The 15718-nt window shown below is 67.8% G+C and carries 14 protein-coding genes, 1 tRNA gene and 1 pseudogene; 13 read left to right on the top strand and 3 right to left on the bottom strand.

Going from position 1 to position 15718, the window contains the following annotated elements:
• Positions 1-18: 18 nt before the first annotated feature.
• The 5 genes from BCY76_RS01285 (at position 19) to BCY76_RS01305 (ending at position 5279) form a co-directional block, all read left to right on the top strand.
• Entirely contained in the window at positions 19-1635 is a 1617-nt protein-coding gene (locus tag BCY76_RS01285; protein ID WP_170922551.1) for a M23 family metallopeptidase, read from the top strand.
• A gap of 6 nt (positions 1636-1641) precedes the next feature.
• Positions 1642-1908 carry a DUF6112 family protein gene (locus tag BCY76_RS01290; protein WP_070158714.1) on the top strand — a complete coding sequence of 89 codons (267 nt, stop codon included), beginning with the start codon at positions 1642-1644 and terminating at the stop codon, positions 1906-1908.
• A gap of 106 nt (positions 1909-2014) precedes the next feature.
• Positions 2015-2344: a DUF6112 family protein gene (locus BCY76_RS01295; RefSeq protein ID WP_070158688.1), complete on the top strand. Its 330-nt coding sequence runs from the start codon at positions 2015-2017 to the stop codon at positions 2342-2344.
• Between the two features lie 43 nt (positions 2345-2387).
• Positions 2388-3800: a conjugal transfer protein TrbL gene (locus BCY76_RS01300; protein ID WP_070158689.1), complete on the top strand. Its 1413-nt coding sequence runs from the start codon at positions 2388-2390 to the stop codon at positions 3798-3800.
• Positions 3801-3806: 6 nt separating this feature from the next.
• Positions 3807-5279: an SCO6880 family protein gene (locus BCY76_RS01305; protein WP_070158690.1), complete on the top strand. Its 1473-nt coding sequence runs from the start codon at positions 3807-3809 to the stop codon at positions 5277-5279.
• 3 nt (positions 5280-5282) lie between these two features.
• Here the strand turns inward: BCY76_RS01305 and BCY76_RS01310 are convergent, their stop codons facing one another.
• The gene (locus tag BCY76_RS01310; protein WP_070158691.1) at positions 5283-6350 is read right to left on the bottom strand and encodes a CHAT domain-containing protein; all 1068 of its coding nucleotides are present in this window, start codon (positions 6348-6350) and stop codon (positions 5283-5285) included.
• A 312-nt stretch (positions 6351-6662) separates the two neighbouring features.
• Between BCY76_RS01310 and BCY76_RS18445 the strand changes: the two genes are divergently transcribed.
• The 8 genes and pseudogenes from BCY76_RS18445 to BCY76_RS01350 form a co-directional block, all read left to right on the top strand.
• Positions 6663-7703, top strand: coding sequence for a hypothetical protein (locus BCY76_RS18445; RefSeq protein ID WP_070158693.1), 1041 nt, complete (start codon positions 6663-6665; stop codon positions 7701-7703).
• Positions 7700-9193 (top strand): ATP-binding protein, encoded by a 1494-nt coding sequence (locus tag BCY76_RS01320; protein ID WP_070158694.1) that lies wholly within the window; start codon positions 7700-7702, stop codon positions 9191-9193. The genes BCY76_RS18445 and BCY76_RS01320 overlap by 4 nt, the downstream gene beginning before the upstream one ends.
• The gene (locus BCY76_RS01325) at positions 9193-9753 is read left to right on the top strand and encodes a hypothetical protein (protein WP_070158695.1); all 561 of its coding nucleotides are present in this window, start codon (positions 9193-9195) and stop codon (positions 9751-9753) included. The genes BCY76_RS01320 and BCY76_RS01325 overlap by 1 nt, the downstream gene beginning before the upstream one ends.
• On the top strand, positions 9750-11522 hold the full coding sequence (locus tag BCY76_RS01330; protein WP_070158696.1) for a type IV secretory system conjugative DNA transfer family protein: 1773 nt from the start codon (positions 9750-9752) through the stop codon (positions 11520-11522). The genes BCY76_RS01325 and BCY76_RS01330 overlap by 4 nt, the downstream gene beginning before the upstream one ends.
• A 92-nt stretch (positions 11523-11614) precedes the next feature.
• Positions 11615-12130: a single-stranded DNA-binding protein gene (locus BCY76_RS01335; RefSeq protein ID WP_070158697.1), complete on the top strand. Its 516-nt coding sequence runs from the start codon at positions 11615-11617 to the stop codon at positions 12128-12130.
• A gap of 20 nt (positions 12131-12150) precedes the next feature.
• Entirely contained in the window at positions 12151-12765 is a 615-nt protein-coding gene (locus tag BCY76_RS01340) for a hypothetical protein (RefSeq protein WP_070158698.1), read from the top strand.
• Positions 12762-12968 (top strand): hypothetical protein, encoded by a 207-nt coding sequence (locus BCY76_RS01345; protein WP_070158699.1) that lies wholly within the window; start codon positions 12762-12764, stop codon positions 12966-12968. Before BCY76_RS01340 ends, BCY76_RS01345 begins: the two co-directional genes overlap by 4 nt.
• Positions 12969-13152: 184 nt before the next feature.
• Positions 13153-14199 (top strand): annotated as a pseudogene (locus BCY76_RS01350) (recombinase family protein); the annotation flags it as partial.
• A gap of 598 nt (positions 14200-14797) precedes the next feature.
• Here BCY76_RS01350 and BCY76_RS01355 read toward each other — a convergent pair.
• Positions 14798-14873: transfer RNA gene (locus tag BCY76_RS01355), tRNA-Arg, on the bottom strand.
• 15 nt (positions 14874-14888) lie between these two features.
• The gene (locus BCY76_RS01360; protein WP_170922546.1) at positions 14889-15572 is read right to left on the bottom strand and encodes a hypothetical protein; all 684 of its coding nucleotides are present in this window, start codon (positions 15570-15572) and stop codon (positions 14889-14891) included.
• Positions 15573-15718 lie beyond the last annotated feature (146 nt).

Below are 15718 nucleotides of genomic sequence, written 5' to 3' on the forward strand. Positions count from 1 at the left end.
CTCCTCGCTGCGACCGTGATGCTTGGCCCTTCCGTTGTCTTCCTCGGGGTCGGGGTGTTGTTGAACCCGGCCTCCAGGGCCGATGCCACCGTCTGCGCACCCGCAGACGCCGAGCTGAATGTCGAGGAGGTCCCCGACTCGCTGACCGCGACCACCCGCGACGGCGAGAGCATCACGCTGGTGCGGTTTCAGTTGGAGCACGCGGCCACGATCATCGACATCGGCTCACAGACCGAGGGCATCGATGACCGGGGCGTGCTGATCGCGCTGATGGCCGCGCTGACAGAATCTGGTCTGCGGCAACTGTCCAACAGCACGGCCTATCCAGACTCGATCCTCTATCCCAGCGACGGCGACGGCGCCGACCACGACAGCCTGGGCCTGTTTCAGATGCGCCCCGAGACCGGCTGGGGCACCGTCGCTGAACTCATGCGCCCCGAGTACCAGGCCAGGGCGTTCTACGGCGGCCAAGAAGGCCCCAACCATCCCGACCCACCAGGCCTGCTGGACATCGCGAGCTGGCGAGACATGGACCCTGGCGAAGCCGCCCAAGCCGTCGAACGCTCCGCGCACCCCGACCGGTACCAGAACTATCAGCCGGTGGCCCAGACCATCCTGACCACCCTGACCAGCACCGGCGGCAGCAGTGGGGACGGCACTGGTGACACCTCGGTGCCGGAGACCAACAGAGTGGTCTTCCCGCTGCCCGAAGGAACCTGGGTCAAGACCAGCGACTGGGGCTGGCGCACCGACCCCTTCACCGGCGAACGGAGCTTGCATGCCGGTACCGACTGGGCTGCTCCTGACGGCACCGCTCTGTTCGCGCTGGCCGATGGTCGCGTTGTTTCCGCGTCGTACAACGAGGCCCGCGGCGGGGTCATCGTCCTGGAACACACCGCGGCCGGCGAGACGGTGACGAGCACCTACGTCCACATGTGGGAAACAGGTATCCACGTGTCCGACGGAGACACTGTGAGCGCCGGTGAGCACATAGGTGACGTCGGTTCCTCGGGCCGCTCCACCGGGCCGCATCTGCATCTGGAAATCCGCCCCGGCGGCCAGGACGCAGAGACCGTCGATGCCGAGCAATGGCTGCTCGACCAGGACGCCGAAGGCATCACCGGCGGCGACCAGAACCCGCCGCCGAACTCACCGGAGCCCGGGTGCACGCCCGAGCACGGCGAGGCTAGTGATCCGGAGCCGTTCCCCGGCGATGACCCCGACGCGCTCGTGGACGACCCCACCAGCAACGGGCAGATCACCGCCCGCACCGCGCACATCCTCGACCAAGTCCACACCGCCTTCCCCGATTCGGACTGGGTCTGCTACTCACCGCGCCCCGGTCAAGCCTCCGATCACCCGCTCGGACGAGCCTGTGATGGCACCTTCGGCAACGCCATCGGCGAACCCGCCACCGGGCAAGCGCTCGAACTCGGCTGGGCCGTGACCAACTGGCTCCAAGAACACGCCGAGCCCCTCGGCATCGACTACCTGATCTGGCAAGGACAAATTTGGTCAGCCGGCCGCGCCGACGAGGGATGGCGGCCCTATAACGGCGGCGGCATGCACGACCCCGAGGACATCACCGGCGGCCACTACGACCATGTCCATCTCTCAGCCGTCGAGGGGCCGTGATCGATGATGGGGGTCTTTCCTGATTTCGAGGGCCTGGAAGGCATCGGTGAGCTGCGCGAGGTCATCGGCGCGCTGCTGACCTTCGTGCTGATCATCGCGGTGCTGATGCTGATCGTCTGCGCCATCGGCTGGGCACTGGCCTCATCCAACGGCCACCACGCGGCTGCGACCAAAGCACGCGTCGGCGCCTGGACCGCCCTGGGAGCCGCCATTCTGGCCGGGGCCGGGGTGGCGTGGATGAACTGGCTGATCGACCTCGGCCAACAACTCTGAACCCCTCAGTGCCTGTGGGCCCTCTCCTGCCAGCACAACCCTGGGGCGGGTGGTGCACCTGATCGGCGAGAACTCTCTCGCCGAACACTGAAGGAGCACCCCCACGATGAACACCCTGACCCTCGCCCTGGAAACCGTCACCGCCGTCGGTCCCGGCTTGCCGATGCAGGTCGACATCGACCCCAACGACTCGGGCCTGCCGGGCATCAGCCAGTTGCGCATCATCGTCGGGGCGATCATGACCATTGGCCTGATCCTCTCCGTCCTGGCCCTGATTATCAGCGCGATCGTGTGGGGTTTCGGCGCCAACTCATCCAACCCGCACCTGGCGGGTAGGGGGAAGGTCGGCGTCCTCGTCTCCTGTGGCGCGGCGATCATCTGCGGAGCCTCAGTGACGCTGATCAACTTCTTCTGGAACGTCGGCCAGCAGGTCTGACCCCACCCACCATCTTCGACTCTGCGTGAAGGAGTGATCTGCGGTGGGTGTCTGCGATGTTCCCATCATCTCCTCGGTGTGCGATGTGGCGGGCGAAGCCGCCGCCACCCTCGTCTCCGCCCCCTTCGACTGGCTCGCCTCCGCCATGGGCGCCGCCGCCGGCTGGCTGTTCGAGGCCGTCTGGTCCGTGTTCGACACCACCACCCTGGTCGATGTCACCCGCGATGAGTACGTGGCGGTCTACAACATCCTGTTCGGCATCGCGATCTTCATCATGCTGATCTTCTTCTGCCTCCAACTCATCACCGGACTGATCAGACGCGATCCCACCGCGCTGTCCCGTGCCGCCCTCGGGCTAGCGAAGTCCGTCCTCGGGTCATTCGTGGTCATCACCCTCACCGCGCTGCTGTTAGAGATCGTCGACCAGCTCTGTGTGGGGATCATCCACGCCGCCGGAGAGACCACCGAGTCCATGGGCGACAAGATCACCCTGCTCGTCGCCGGCCTGACGGCGATCAACATCGCCGCCCCCGGCGTCGGAGCGATCATCACCATCTTCCTCGCCGGACTCGCCATCAGTGCGGCCGCGATCGTCTGGCTGTCCCTGCTGGTGCGCAAAGCCCTGCTGCTGGTCGCCATCGTCCTGGCACCGTTAGCATTCTCTGGGGCGTCGTGGGATGCGACAAAGGGGTGGATCAGCAAGTGGGCGATGTTCGTCATCGCCCTGATCGTCTCCAAACTCGTGCTGGTGGTGATGTTCCTGGTCGCCATCACCCAAGTCTCCGCACCGATCGATGGGGACCTGGCCTCGGTGGCCGACCCGATCGCCGGGATCGTGCTGATGGCGATGGCCGCCTTCGCCCCCTACATGACCTACAAGTTCCTCAACTTCGTGGGCTTCGACATGTACCACGCCATCGGCTCCGAACAAGACGCCAAGAGCGCCCTCAACCGACCCATGCCGACCTCGAATAAACCCCAGGGCGGGTCTGATCCGAAGAAGGTCCTTGATGAGGGCGGCGGCAAGTCCGGCGGCGACGGTGGCGGCGGTGGAAAGAAGCCGCCCGAGCCCAAGAGCGCTGCGCCCAAGACCTCGGGCACGACTGGGGCGAGCGGGAGCAAGGCGGTCGCGAGCAGCGGAGCAGGCGCCAAGGCTGGTGCCAGTGGCGGAGCTGGTGCCGGTGCGGCGGCTGGGCCGGCTGCGGCCGCGGTCGTGGCAGCCAAGGTCGCCAAAGACGCAGCCACCGCCGGACCCAAGTCCGGCCAGGCAGTCGGCAAGCAAGGTGAGTCCGCTGCCGACTCTGCGAGCCATACCGGCAACACACCTCCAGCCTCGCAGGCGCCTCCACCCTCGACACCAGCACCGAAGACACCCAGTGGAGGCCCATCGGCACCGGAGTCGCGTCCGCCGAAACAGCCGCCGCCACCAGCGCCGAAGCCAACCGGGAAGGAGTAACCCGTCGTGCCCACGAAACAGAACGAGCACACGACCGGGTCGTCGGAGTTGGTGCCGGTCAAGTTCTCCCGCCTGACCCGCCGCGGCATCCTCCTGGGGCTCTCGCTCTCCCAGCTCATCACCCTCGCCACCGGCATCCTCTCGGTGGTCGGTGCGCTCTACGCCGGTGGCGGCATCCTGCTCGCCTACACCGCACCCATCTGGGTGATCGCCGCGGCCTTGACGTGGATACCAATCGCCGGCCGGCCGACGGTCGAATGGCTGCCGGTGGCTTTCTGGTGGCTCTGGCGCACCACCGGAGGCCAACTCCTGTATCGCCGTCGTGTGGTCGCGCCTCGTCCGGTCGGAACACTGGCGCTACCCGGTGACATGGCAAGGCTGCGGGAGTACACCGACCCCGAAACGCACGCGGGGATGATCCACGACCCCCACCAGCAGACGTTGACCGTGGTCTGCGAAGTGAACCACCCCGCATTCGTGCTTCTCGACCCCGGCGAGCAGGAACGCCGCGTCACCTCCTGGGGGCGCGTCCTCGCCACCGTCTGCCGCTCCGGCCACATCGCCACCCTCCAAGTCTTGGAACGCACCCTGGCGGACTCGGGCACCGGACTGGCCGAATGGTGGGCATCCCACGGCACCCAAGACGACACCTGGGCCGCGACCACCTACGCCGAGCTGATCGACAGGGCCGGGCCCGCCGGCGAGAGGCATGCGACCACGCTGTCGTTGTCGTTGGACATGAAGAACGCCGCGCGGCAGATCAGGACCGCCGGCGGCGGTATTCGCGGCGCCGCCGCCGTGCTCCGCCAGGAGATGTCCACCCTCGTCGCGGCGCTGCGCTCAGCCGACCTCACACCCTCGGGCTGGCTGTCACCGGGTGAGATCGCCGTCATCCTGCGCAGTGCGTATGACCCGGCGATCGCCGCCACGTTGGAGCGCCACGGTGAACTCGGTCAATCCCTGGCCACCGCCGGTCCGGTCGCGGTGAATGAGTCCTGGACCCGCTTGCGCACCGATTCGGCCCATCACGCGGTGTTGTGGGTCTCCGAGTGGCCGCGCTCGATGGTCTATCCGGGGTTCCTGTCCCCGGTGCTGCTGTCCACCGGCATCCAACGGTCCTTTTCGCTGATCTGTACCCCGATGCGCTCGGACCAGGCCGCCAGGGACATCCGGAAGAAGAAGGTCGAGCACATCAGCGACCAGGCGCAGCGGGCGAAGATCGGGCAGATCGAGGACGCCGCCCAGACCGCCGAGTATCAGGACGTGCTCCAGCAGGAGGCAGACCTGACCGCCGGACACGGCGTGCTGCGCTACACCGGCCTCATCTCCATCTCCGCCGCATCGGTGGAGAAGCTAGAGGCAGGGGTGGCGGCGATCGAACAGGCCGCCATTCAGGCATCCTGCGAAACCCAATTGTTGGTCGGTCAGCAGGCCGCCGCGTTCACTGCCGCTGCGTTGCCGTTGTGCCGCCGCGTCTGACCGTCACTCCGGGCTGGTTGGCTTGACGAGGATGGTTGCGGCCGGGTCGACATCGGGAGCCCAGGCCAGCGTCGGGAGCTCGGCACCATCGAGGCCGTCGAGTTCGAGGCGGACCTTCCCGGCCAGGTGGGCCGAGTTGACGGACTGACCGTTGGCGATGGAGGCGTAGAACTGGGCTGCGTAGTTGATCGCGTCGCCGTCGTCGATCTCATCGGCCATCCCGATGGCGAACGGCACCACTTGCTCCACGAGTGCATCGATCTGTGACGCGGAGTTGCAGGAGTTCAGCAAGACCAGCAGTGGCGGGTCGTCGGTGGCTCGGATGGCGTTCGCGAAAGCCGTGGCGGTGACGATCACGCCGTCGTGGGGTTCATCTTGCTCGTCCTCGAACACGATGAGGTCATCGTCGCTGTGTCCGGAGAAGTGCACCACGTGTGGCCGGAACTTCGTGATGCCGTCGAGAAGGTCGGCTGTCGTGGCGGCGGGTCGCACGTCGAGGTCGATCTGGTCGCGATGCAAGGCCGACTCGACCGCGGATCGGATGCGCTTCTGCTCACGCCCCACGCGCAGGTCCCCTTCAGACGACGCCCCAAGGATGAGGACACGGAGCTTCTCGGGCTTGGGTGCGGGTAACTGTCGCAGAGCGTGATCCACGGCGGATTCAGTCTGGCTGATGCGGGAGTCGAGCGCTGCCTTCTCGGTCGCGGCACGCCGCTCGGCCTGCTGCTGCTCTCGCTTACGCCGCCGCTCGGCGGCATCGGCTTCGGACCGCTCTGCACGCGTGAGCTTCGTCTGCAACGACGACTCTTCCTTCGCATAGCCGGTGGCCTTGGTCTGCCAGCGGCCCGCTTCCTTGCCCGCAGTCTCAGCCTCCTTGTCCTTGCGCTCGGCCTCACGAAGCTTGCTCTTGGCGGTGGACTCGCTCTTGGTCTTCGCCGCGGCCTGGCGAGCCTTGGCCGCCTCGGCACGCTTGGTGGACTCCTTGGATCGGTAGTCCCCGGCCTTCTTCTCCGCCTCGACCCGCTGCTTGCGCTTGCGTTCGAGCTGTCCTCGGTACTGACTCGCGCTCATTGTTCCTCTCCTCGCCTCGCTACCCCCTCGGCTTTCACGCTACGCCGGACCGCCGACATCTCTGGTGGACCGCGGGCGCACCTGCCTGACACACATTCCGTGCCAGGGAGGCCCGATCATGCCCACGTTCCACGACCCGCGCACCGATGCGTTCGAAGCCTCCGAGGCGCTGCGCGGTCTCGCTCACGCCTCCCGCGTGTTCGATGACCCGGCCGACACCTACACCGTGTTCGGTGAACTCGTGGCCGGAGTCCGGTCGCTGCGCCAGGTGCTCGACCAGCTCGCCACCACCCATCTGACGCCCGGGATCGCGTGTCCGACGACCACGGCGACCCCGCCGCGGGCTCGGCGTCCGCGTTGGCAGCCGCTGATGAGCTGCACCAGGCCGGCACCCTGCTCGATCAGGCCTACGACCGGCTCGCCGCGGCGTTCACCCACTCTGGGAGGGTTGCCTGGCACCCCGAACCGGTCGTCGACCGAGACGCCGCGCGGGAGCGGCTGGCCGCCCGGCTCGACGGCGACCCCACCACCACGACTGTGCAGGCCGGGTCGCTGACGTTGGCGGTGTGGCCCGATGCCCCGGTGGGTGAGCATCAGCGCTACGCCTACCGGATAACCGACACCAACACAGGTCAGGAGCTGGACGGGCGGGACCTGTTCACCGGCGCCGGCCAGCCCGTCGACCCAAACCGAGCCATCCGGGACCTGGCCGGGTATCTGGGCGCGGCAGGCGAGGCCCGCCAGTACGCACTCGATCATCCCGCCAGCAATCCGGAGAACGGGGGCCTGTTCCCCGCCTGGGTGGCCGAGGCCGCCCGCACCAACACCGACGCCCTGGCTGAACTGTCCGAGCACAGCCACATCGAACTCGGCGAGGGTGCGGTCTCACAACGGTGGATCAGCGTGGCCTTCCTCCAGGGCGAAGAAGCCGATCGGGTGCTCGACCTGATCGATCGCGACGGCCCTGACTCCGCCATCGAACACCTGAAGAGCTGGGACTACGGCGAGGAGACCACCGACGCGGCGATGGAGAACGGCTACGTCTACGACGACCAGCCCCCAGCAAGCGGCACCGACCGGACCGCCACCAGCGGCGAGTACGCGGTGACCTACAACCACGCCCTCGGACACGTCGGCCTTTACCGACAGCTCGACACCCCACCCGACCCGGCACTCCTGGACGACCCGCTCGTTCCAGCGAGCAACACGGCGGGAGCGACGCCTCGCGCGCAGCAGACGCCTCCGGTGCACGAGGGGCGTGAGCCACGACGTGCGGCGCTGGGGACGGAGCGCGACTGGTTCGCCCACCAGACCAGCACCTCCAACCGTCAATGGCAGGGGTTGTCGCTGTGAGCGGCACCGAGCCGGAGCGGCTGCACACCTCGGTCCTGGTCGCACCCGCCGCCGAGCGCCGCCGGTTGCGCAAGCAGCGTCGCCAAGCGGCCACACGACTCCAGGCCGAACAACGCGCCACCGAGAAGGCCACCACACGAGCCAAGGTCGAGGCCGAGCGGGCCGAACGCCGCGCGACGAGGTATCTGCCTGCCGCGGGCGAGCCCGGTCCGGCGGCGCTCAGGTCACCGGGCCGATTCCGGCTCCCACGTCATCAAGACACGTCCGCGACGTTGGCGGGGGCGTATCCGTTCGTCGCCGAAGGCGGCCTGGGCTCCAACGGGGTGTTCGTGGGCCAAGACCTCTACTCCGGCGGATCGTTCGTCTACGACCCCTGGGTGCTCTACGCCCGCGGGATCATCACCGCACCCAACGTCGTGCTGGCCGGGATCGTCGGGTCCGGCAAGTCCTCCCTCGCCAAGTCCCTCTACACCCGGTCTCTGCCGTTCGGGCGTCGCGTCTACGTCCCCGGCGATCCGAAAGGCGAACACACTGCCGTGGCTGAGGCAGTCGGCGGGAGGGCGATCGTCCTCGGCCACGGCCTCAACACCAGACTCAACCCCCTGGACGAGGGTCACCGTCCCGGCGGGCTCACCGATGAGCAGTGGAAGACGACCGTGGCTTCGCGGCGTCGTGACCTGATTGGTGCCTTGGCTGAGACCGTTCTGGCCCGCGGGTTGACGCCGTTGGAGCACACCGCGATCGACCTCGCCCTCACCACCGCGGTGCGCGAGAACGACGTGCCGATCCTGCCGATGGTCGTCGACCACATCCTCAACCCCGCCCACCACGACAACGATGACGGGCGGCTGGCCGAGGACGGGCGCCTCGTCGGCCACGCCCTGCGGCGCCTAGTCGCTGGCGACCTCCAAGGCCTCTTCGACGGACCCAGCACGGTCCAGTTTGATCCGGCGTTGCCGATGATCAGCCTGGACCTCTCACGGGTAACGGAGAACTCCACGCTCATCAGCGTGTTGATGACGTGCTCCAGCGCGTGGATGGAGTCCGCGCTGCTCGACCCAGCCGGTGGGCAGCGGTGGGTGATCTACGACGAAGCCTGGCGACTCATGTCTCACCCGGCCTTGTTGAAGCGCATGGATGCGCACTGGCGGCTGGCACGCCATTACGGGATCGCGAACATGCTGATCTTCCACAAGCTCTCCGACCTCGACAACGTCGGCGACCACGGCTCGGCCATGCGCTCCCTCGCCAACAGCCTCCTGGCGAACGCGGAGACCCGGATTGTGTACCGGCAGGAATCCGACCAGCTCGGCCCTACCGCCACCGCGCTCGGGCTGACCGGCACCGAGCAGAAGCTGCTCCCATCGCTGGGGGTCGGGCAGGGGTTGTGGCGGATCAAGGATCGCTCCTTCGTGACCCAACACCAGCTCCACCCCGCCGAAATGTCGCTGTTCGACACCAGCTCCCGGCTCACAAAGGGGGTCGTGTGATGGCCCCGAAGAAGCAACGCCGCACCACCTGGCAGGACCCCGCCCAGACCCCGGTACTGCTGCCACACGTCGTCATAACGGTCGCCGAGAACGGCGCCCTAGACGTCACCGTCGACGGCGCACCATTCCCGCCACCACAACAGGATTCCGCTTGGACGCGCGGCACCTTCGGTGAACTCATGGATGCCGTCACCTCCGACCGCACCATCACGGTGCGGATCGAGGTCCGCGAAAGCGACGGGACGGTGTTCACCGACCTCATCCGCGCTCGCAAACCCACCCCGGCAGAACGCGCAGAGACCAAGCCGCCCGAACCGCGTGGCAAGCACACCACGACCAAACACACGGCGGAGCTGATGGAGGTCACCGGAGAGGGATTCATCCCCGGCGAAGACATCGCCGTCGCCGTCGTCGTCGCGCACACCGACGCCACCGGCACCGGCCACGCTCGCGCCCTAATCGACACCGGCCAACTCGCTCCTGTCCTGGCCGGCGGCACCGAGGAGGTCTTGCTGCTGGGGCGGGTCTCAGGCACCCTGCACATCCGGCGGCTCTCATGACGACCGGGCAACGGCAGACCGGGAGCATGGGCGATGAGCTGACCAACGCCGCCATCATCGCTCTGATCGGCGCCTTCGGCTTCACGCTCGTCCTACGCGCCGCAGGCAGCGTGGCGGCGTTCCTCACCGGCACACCCCAACCGGCTGCCGGGCCGGCGTCGGGGCTCGGTGTGCTGTTCAATCCCGCCGAGCCCGCGATGGCATTGGATGCCGAGGGGTTGAGTCCCGTCGCGTACTGGATCACCACCTCTCTCCTGCTCGGCGTGCTTGTTGCGGCGGGTGTGTGGGTGTGGGTGCGTCTACGTCGTCACTCGCGGAAGGTCGAGACCGACCCGCGCCGCCTGGCCGGCACCGCCACCCCCCACGAGGTCACCCAAACCGCCTCGGCCAAGGCGCTACTGCGCCGGGCAGGGACACTGCGCCCCTCGCTGGATGATCCCAAGCCTTCCGATGTCGGCTACCTGCTGGGGCGCTCACGAGGCAAGCAGGTGTGGGCGAGTGTGGAGGACTCGATCCTGCTCATCGGCCCACCCCGCTCCGGCAAAGGCCTGCACGTGGTCATCAACGCCATCCTCGACGCCCCCGGCGCCGTCGTCACCACCAGCACCAGGCCGGACAACCTCACCGCCACCCTGCGTGCCCGACAGCGAGACGGTCGGCCGGTGGCGGTGTTCGACCCTCAGCATCTGGCCGAAGGCATCCCCGCTGGGATGCGCTGGTCACCCATCCGCGGCTGCCACGACCCGCTGACCGCGATGATCCGCGCCACCGGACTCGCCTCCGCCACCGGGCTCAGTGCTGGTGGGGTCGAATCCGGGGGCTTCTGGGAAGTCAAGACCCGCACAGCCTTGCAAGCCCTCCTGCACGCTGCCGCCCTCGATGGACGCCCGCCATCGGAGCTGTTCCGGTGGACCCTCGACCCGACCGCCGCGGCCGAGGCCGTCGCCATCCTCACCAACAGCACCCAGGCAGCCACCGGGTGGGCGGACTCCCTCGGGGCGATGATCGATTCGGACCCCAAGACGCGGGACTCGATCTGGCAGGGCGTAGCCCTCGCCCTCGGCGCCCTCGCTGATCCTCGCGTGCTCGATGCGGTGTCGCCGGGTCCGGGTGAAGGCTTCGACCCAGAGACCTTCATCCGTCAGCGCGGCACCCTCTACCTGCTCGCCACCGGCGCCGGTGCCGGCGCCTCCGCCGCCCTCGTAGCCGCGTTCGTCGAAGACCTCATCGAGACCGCCCGCCGGATCGCCGCCCGCTCACCCGGCGCCCGGCTCGACCCGCCGTTATTGCTGGCGCTCGATGAGATCGGCAACCTCGCACCCCTGCCTAGCCTCCCCACGTTGATGGCAGAAGGCGGCGGCACCGGCATCACCACCCTGCCCGTCCTCCAGTCGTTGGCCCAGGCGCGGGAGAAGTGGTCCGACAACGCCGCCGGCGCCATCTGGGACGCCAGCATCGTCAAGGTCGTCCTCGGTGGCGCCTCCAACTCCCGCGACCTCCAAGACCTGAGCACTCTCATCGGCGAGAGGGACGAGTACACCGACTCGTTGACCCTCGGAGACCACGGCAGCCGCTCCAACCAACGCTCCGTCCGCCGCGTCCCGATCCTGCCCCCAGACCGAATCAGAACCCTGCCATTCGGCACCGGCGTCACCCTGCTGCGCTCGGCACCACCGATCGTCACCGACCTGCGCCCCTGGCCGACCCGAACTGACGCAGCTCGGTTGACGGCCGATCGGGCCGAGGTCGAAGCGTTGCTTAAACGCTGAGCCCGTCGCCTTCGGTCGGGGTGGTGCGCGTGTGCACCTACCTGTCCCAGCGGCCACCACTTCCGGTGGCTGCGTGAGCAGGAGCACTCGCGATGAGTACCGATTCAACGACTGGGCTGGAGACGAAGGACAGCATCTACGCCTTCGTGGCCTCCAAGCCCCAACTGACCTACACCGAGAACGGCGATGCCCGCCTGTACTTCAAGGCCGGCCAACGCCACCGCCACTACGACGCCGAAGCAGGCTGGCAGAACCAGCCGACGACCTTCCACGACGTGGTCGCGTTCAAGGGTGCCGCCCAGTTCGGCATCGAGCACCTGCGTGAGAAGGACCGGTTCATCGCCCAAGGCTCACTGCGCGAGTACACCAACAAGCACACCGGCGAGCGCGAGGAGCAGTTCGAGGCCACCCGGTTCCTGCCTGCGTCAGCGGCGTCGAAGAACGCCGGCGGCCGCGCGCCACGCAGGGCCATCGAACGCCAGGCCACGAGCCGGGACGCCGCCAGCGCGGAGGCACCCCAGGTCGAACAGAGTCAGCGGCGAGTGCCGCAGTTCCAGTCTGCCGAACCCGCCCGGCACCAGCCCGTCGGGCCGCATCTCGGCCTGTGACCGCAATAGGAGACACGAGCATGAACGACGACGCTCCGAACGAGCACACCTCCGACGAGGACTTCCACGACGCCGAGGACACGGCGGATGCTGACGAGACGCCGGGCGTCGAGGATGTGGACGGCTTCGATGACGCCGATGCGCCGGTCGTGCCGCATCCGGTGAACTGGAACCTGCTGAGCGCCGACGACCTGGAAGCCGAGTGGCTGGCACTCAACGATTGGGTCGCGTGGCTGCGCCGCACCTACGGGCTGCCCGTCAGCGTGCTGCCGCCGTTCTGGCACCGGCATCCCGAGCTGGTGTGGGAGCTGTCAGCGCTGCATCTGCACTGGCTGGGCGCCTATGACCCCGAGCAGAACGCCTCGGCTGCGATCGGCTGGCACCGTGACTTCGCCGACGCTCGCGCGAGGCTGCGCGACTGGGTGGCCGCCTCGGGCACACGCCTGGATCATGACCGGCCCACCCGGCAGGCGGTCTGGCCCGGCGAGGAGCCCGCACCCGCGACCGAGCACACCACGATCGCCGACCGCGGTGAGGATTTCGTGCAGTACGTGTTCGAGCAGGTCCAGGCCCGCCGTGAAGCCGAGGACGCGTTCTTCGCCGGACTCGACCTCGACACCGGAGAGGTGCCATGACCACCGGAGCCGAAAGCGCCGGTGGGCTGCCGGAGCGGATGCGCGACTACCGCGTGGAGGCCGAGTTGCGCTCCAGTCCTGACCTGCACAAGCTCGCCCAGGTGTTCATCGGCTTGGCCCAGGCCCGCGCCCGCCGAGAGCACCGGGAGACCGCCGGACAGGAGAGTGCTCCTGAGCACCCTGGTGGCCAGGGCGTAGAATGATAAGCGTACGCATGCCAGCGGCCGCTCAGGTGGTCGTGGTGTGGCGTCTTGTTTATTAGCCTCGTGGCCTACCCAGCCCGTCCACGCCGGACGGCACGGGTCGTGTTTGTTTCCTACGTCGCACCGCACGAGCAGTCTCGCGCTCTCGTGTTGGCCCCACCCGTTGGGGAAGGAAACACGACCCATGAGCACCACACACCCTCCGCTGGTGACGGCGCCCGATCAGATCGGTGCGACAACGACGTTGGCGGTGACCTACCTGCGCGTCTCGACCAAGGAGCAGGCGTCCAAGGGCGGCCAGGATGAGGGCTTCTCCATCCCGGCCCAGCGTCAGGCGAATCTGCGCAAGGCCCAGGAGGTCAACGCGGTCATCGTCGAGGAGTTCGTCGACGCCGGCGAGTCCGCTCGCCAGGCCGACCGGCCGGCGCTGATGGAGATGATCGAGTACGTCAAGACCCACCCTGTGGCCTACTGCATCGTCCACAAGGTCGACCGGCTCGCGCGCAACCGTGCCGACGATGTCGCCATCCACCTCGCCCTCAAAGAGGCAGGCGTCCTGCTGGTCTCAGCGACCGAGAACATCGATGAGACGCCCTCGGGGATGCTGCTGCACGGGATCATGTCCACCATCGCGGAGTTCTACTCCCGCAACCTGGCCAACGAGGTCTCCAAGGGCATGAACCAGAAGGCCGTCACCGGCGGCACCAACGGCAAGGCCCCGATGGGCTACCTCAACGTCACCCGGCGCGACGAACTCGGTCGCGAGGTCCGCACTATCGACATCGACCCACAGCGCGGCCCGATCATCCGGTGGGCCTTCGAGGCCTACGCCACCGGGAACTACTCGGTCGCCACGCTGCGCGATGAACTCATCGACCGCGGCCTGACGACCGTGCCTACCCCGAAGCGGCCCGCCAAGGCTCCCGCGTTGTCCTCGATCCACCGGATGCTGGCCAGCCCGTACTACAAGGGCAACGTGCAGTTCAAAGGCGCCACCTACGACGGCCTGCACGAACCCCTGGTCGCTCCCGAGGTCTGGTACCGGGTCCAGACCGTGCTCGCCGCCCACCAGGCCTCCGGGGAGAAGACCCAGGCCCACGAGCACTACCTCAAAGGCACCGTGTTCTGCGGCACCTGCGGCTCGCGGTTGATCCTGTCCAACGCCCGCAGCCGCAGCGGCGTGATCTACCCCTACTTCATCTGCGCCGGCCGGCACTCCAAGCGCACCAACTGCGACCGCAAGTCCATGTTCGTGCCCGACGTGGAGGCCGCCGTGGAGGACTACTACCGACGCGTGCAGATACCCGCCCACATCGTCACCGCGCTGCGCGAGCTGATCACCAGCGAGTTCGACCGGCTCTTCGCCACCGCCAAGACAGAACGCAAAGCCCAGGTCGCTGAACGCGAGCACCTCTCCGACGAGCGCACCAAGCTGCTCCAGGCCCACTACGCCGGGGCCGTGCCGCTGGACCTGCTCAAGACCGAACAGGACCGCATCGCCCGACAGATCGCGTTCCTCGACTCACGGATCGAGGCCAGCGAGATCGAGTACGACCAGGCCCGCGCCCATCTCGATGACTGCCTGGCACTGGCAGGCAACGCCCACGCGATCTACACGAGCATCGACGACTCACTGCGCCGCATCGCCAACCAGGCCTTCTTCGAACGCCTCACCGTCACCGACGACGACACCATCGACGCCGAACCAGGAGTGCCCTTCGATACCCTGTTCAACCCCGAAGTCCAGGCCACCGCCCTCTCCCGCCAGACAGCAGGTGGAAAGGGGACGCCTCAAACCGGAAACGTCGCTGGTTTGAACAACGACGCTCTGGTGCCCCCGGCAGGATTCGAACCTGCGACACCCGCTTTAGGAGAGCGGTGCTCTATCCCCTGAGCTACGGAGGCTGGGACCCGACCATCCTACCGGTTGCCCAGCGGGCGCGCGGTCCGTTCCACGGAGCGTCGCACCATCGCCATGATCACCGCGATGATCAGCAGCGAGCCCACCACCGCGAAGAGCAGCCAGCTGCTCACGGTGAGGGCGGAGGCGGTGTGCACCAGGGAGGAGTCCACGCTCTCGGCGGTGAGGATCTCGTCGATCAGGAAGTTCTCGGCGATGTCCATGGCGCTGAACAGGCCCGCGGCGGCCAACAGCAGCCAGCGCACCACGGATTCGCGCATCATCAGCCCCACCACCGCCCAGGCGGTGAGGAAGAAGGAGACGGGGAACAGGATCCCGGCGGTCTTGTGCACGAAGTTCAGCTGGCCGATCGCGGCGTCGTCCATCACGTTGCGCAGCCGCTCGATGTCGGAGGCGTCATAGCCGGTCAGCAGCGCATCCGGCATGGAGAAGCCGCCGGTGAACTGCGTCATCTGCGGCAGGGCGATCAGGTGCAGATAGATGAACAGGAAGACGGTGGTGCCCAGCAGCGCGTAGACCAGCATCCGTGGATTGGACTGTGCCTCGTCGGCGGCCCGCTGGTCGGCGCCGGAGAGGAACCTGGGCCCCGCGGAGGGCCGTCTCCCGGAGGAGGGTCTGCGGCCCGACGTCGCCCCGGAGTCCGCGGCTGGGTTGCCGCGGGTGGCCTTCCGTCGTCTGGACATCCTGTTCCTTCCTGATGATCAGCGCAGGCGCTGCGGCCCTGCCGTGAGAGGTGGCGGGTCCGGGCTCCATTGTTGCAGAGCGCGGGATGCGGCCCGCGGGCGTCCGTCACAGCCCGCCCTTAGACTTGAGGGACCATGGAGTTCCT

This window comes from Nesterenkonia sp. PF2B19, from assembly GCF_001758425.2.
In the GTDB taxonomy this organism is placed as follows: domain Bacteria; phylum Actinomycetota; class Actinomycetes; order Actinomycetales; family Micrococcaceae; genus Nesterenkonia; species Nesterenkonia aethiopica.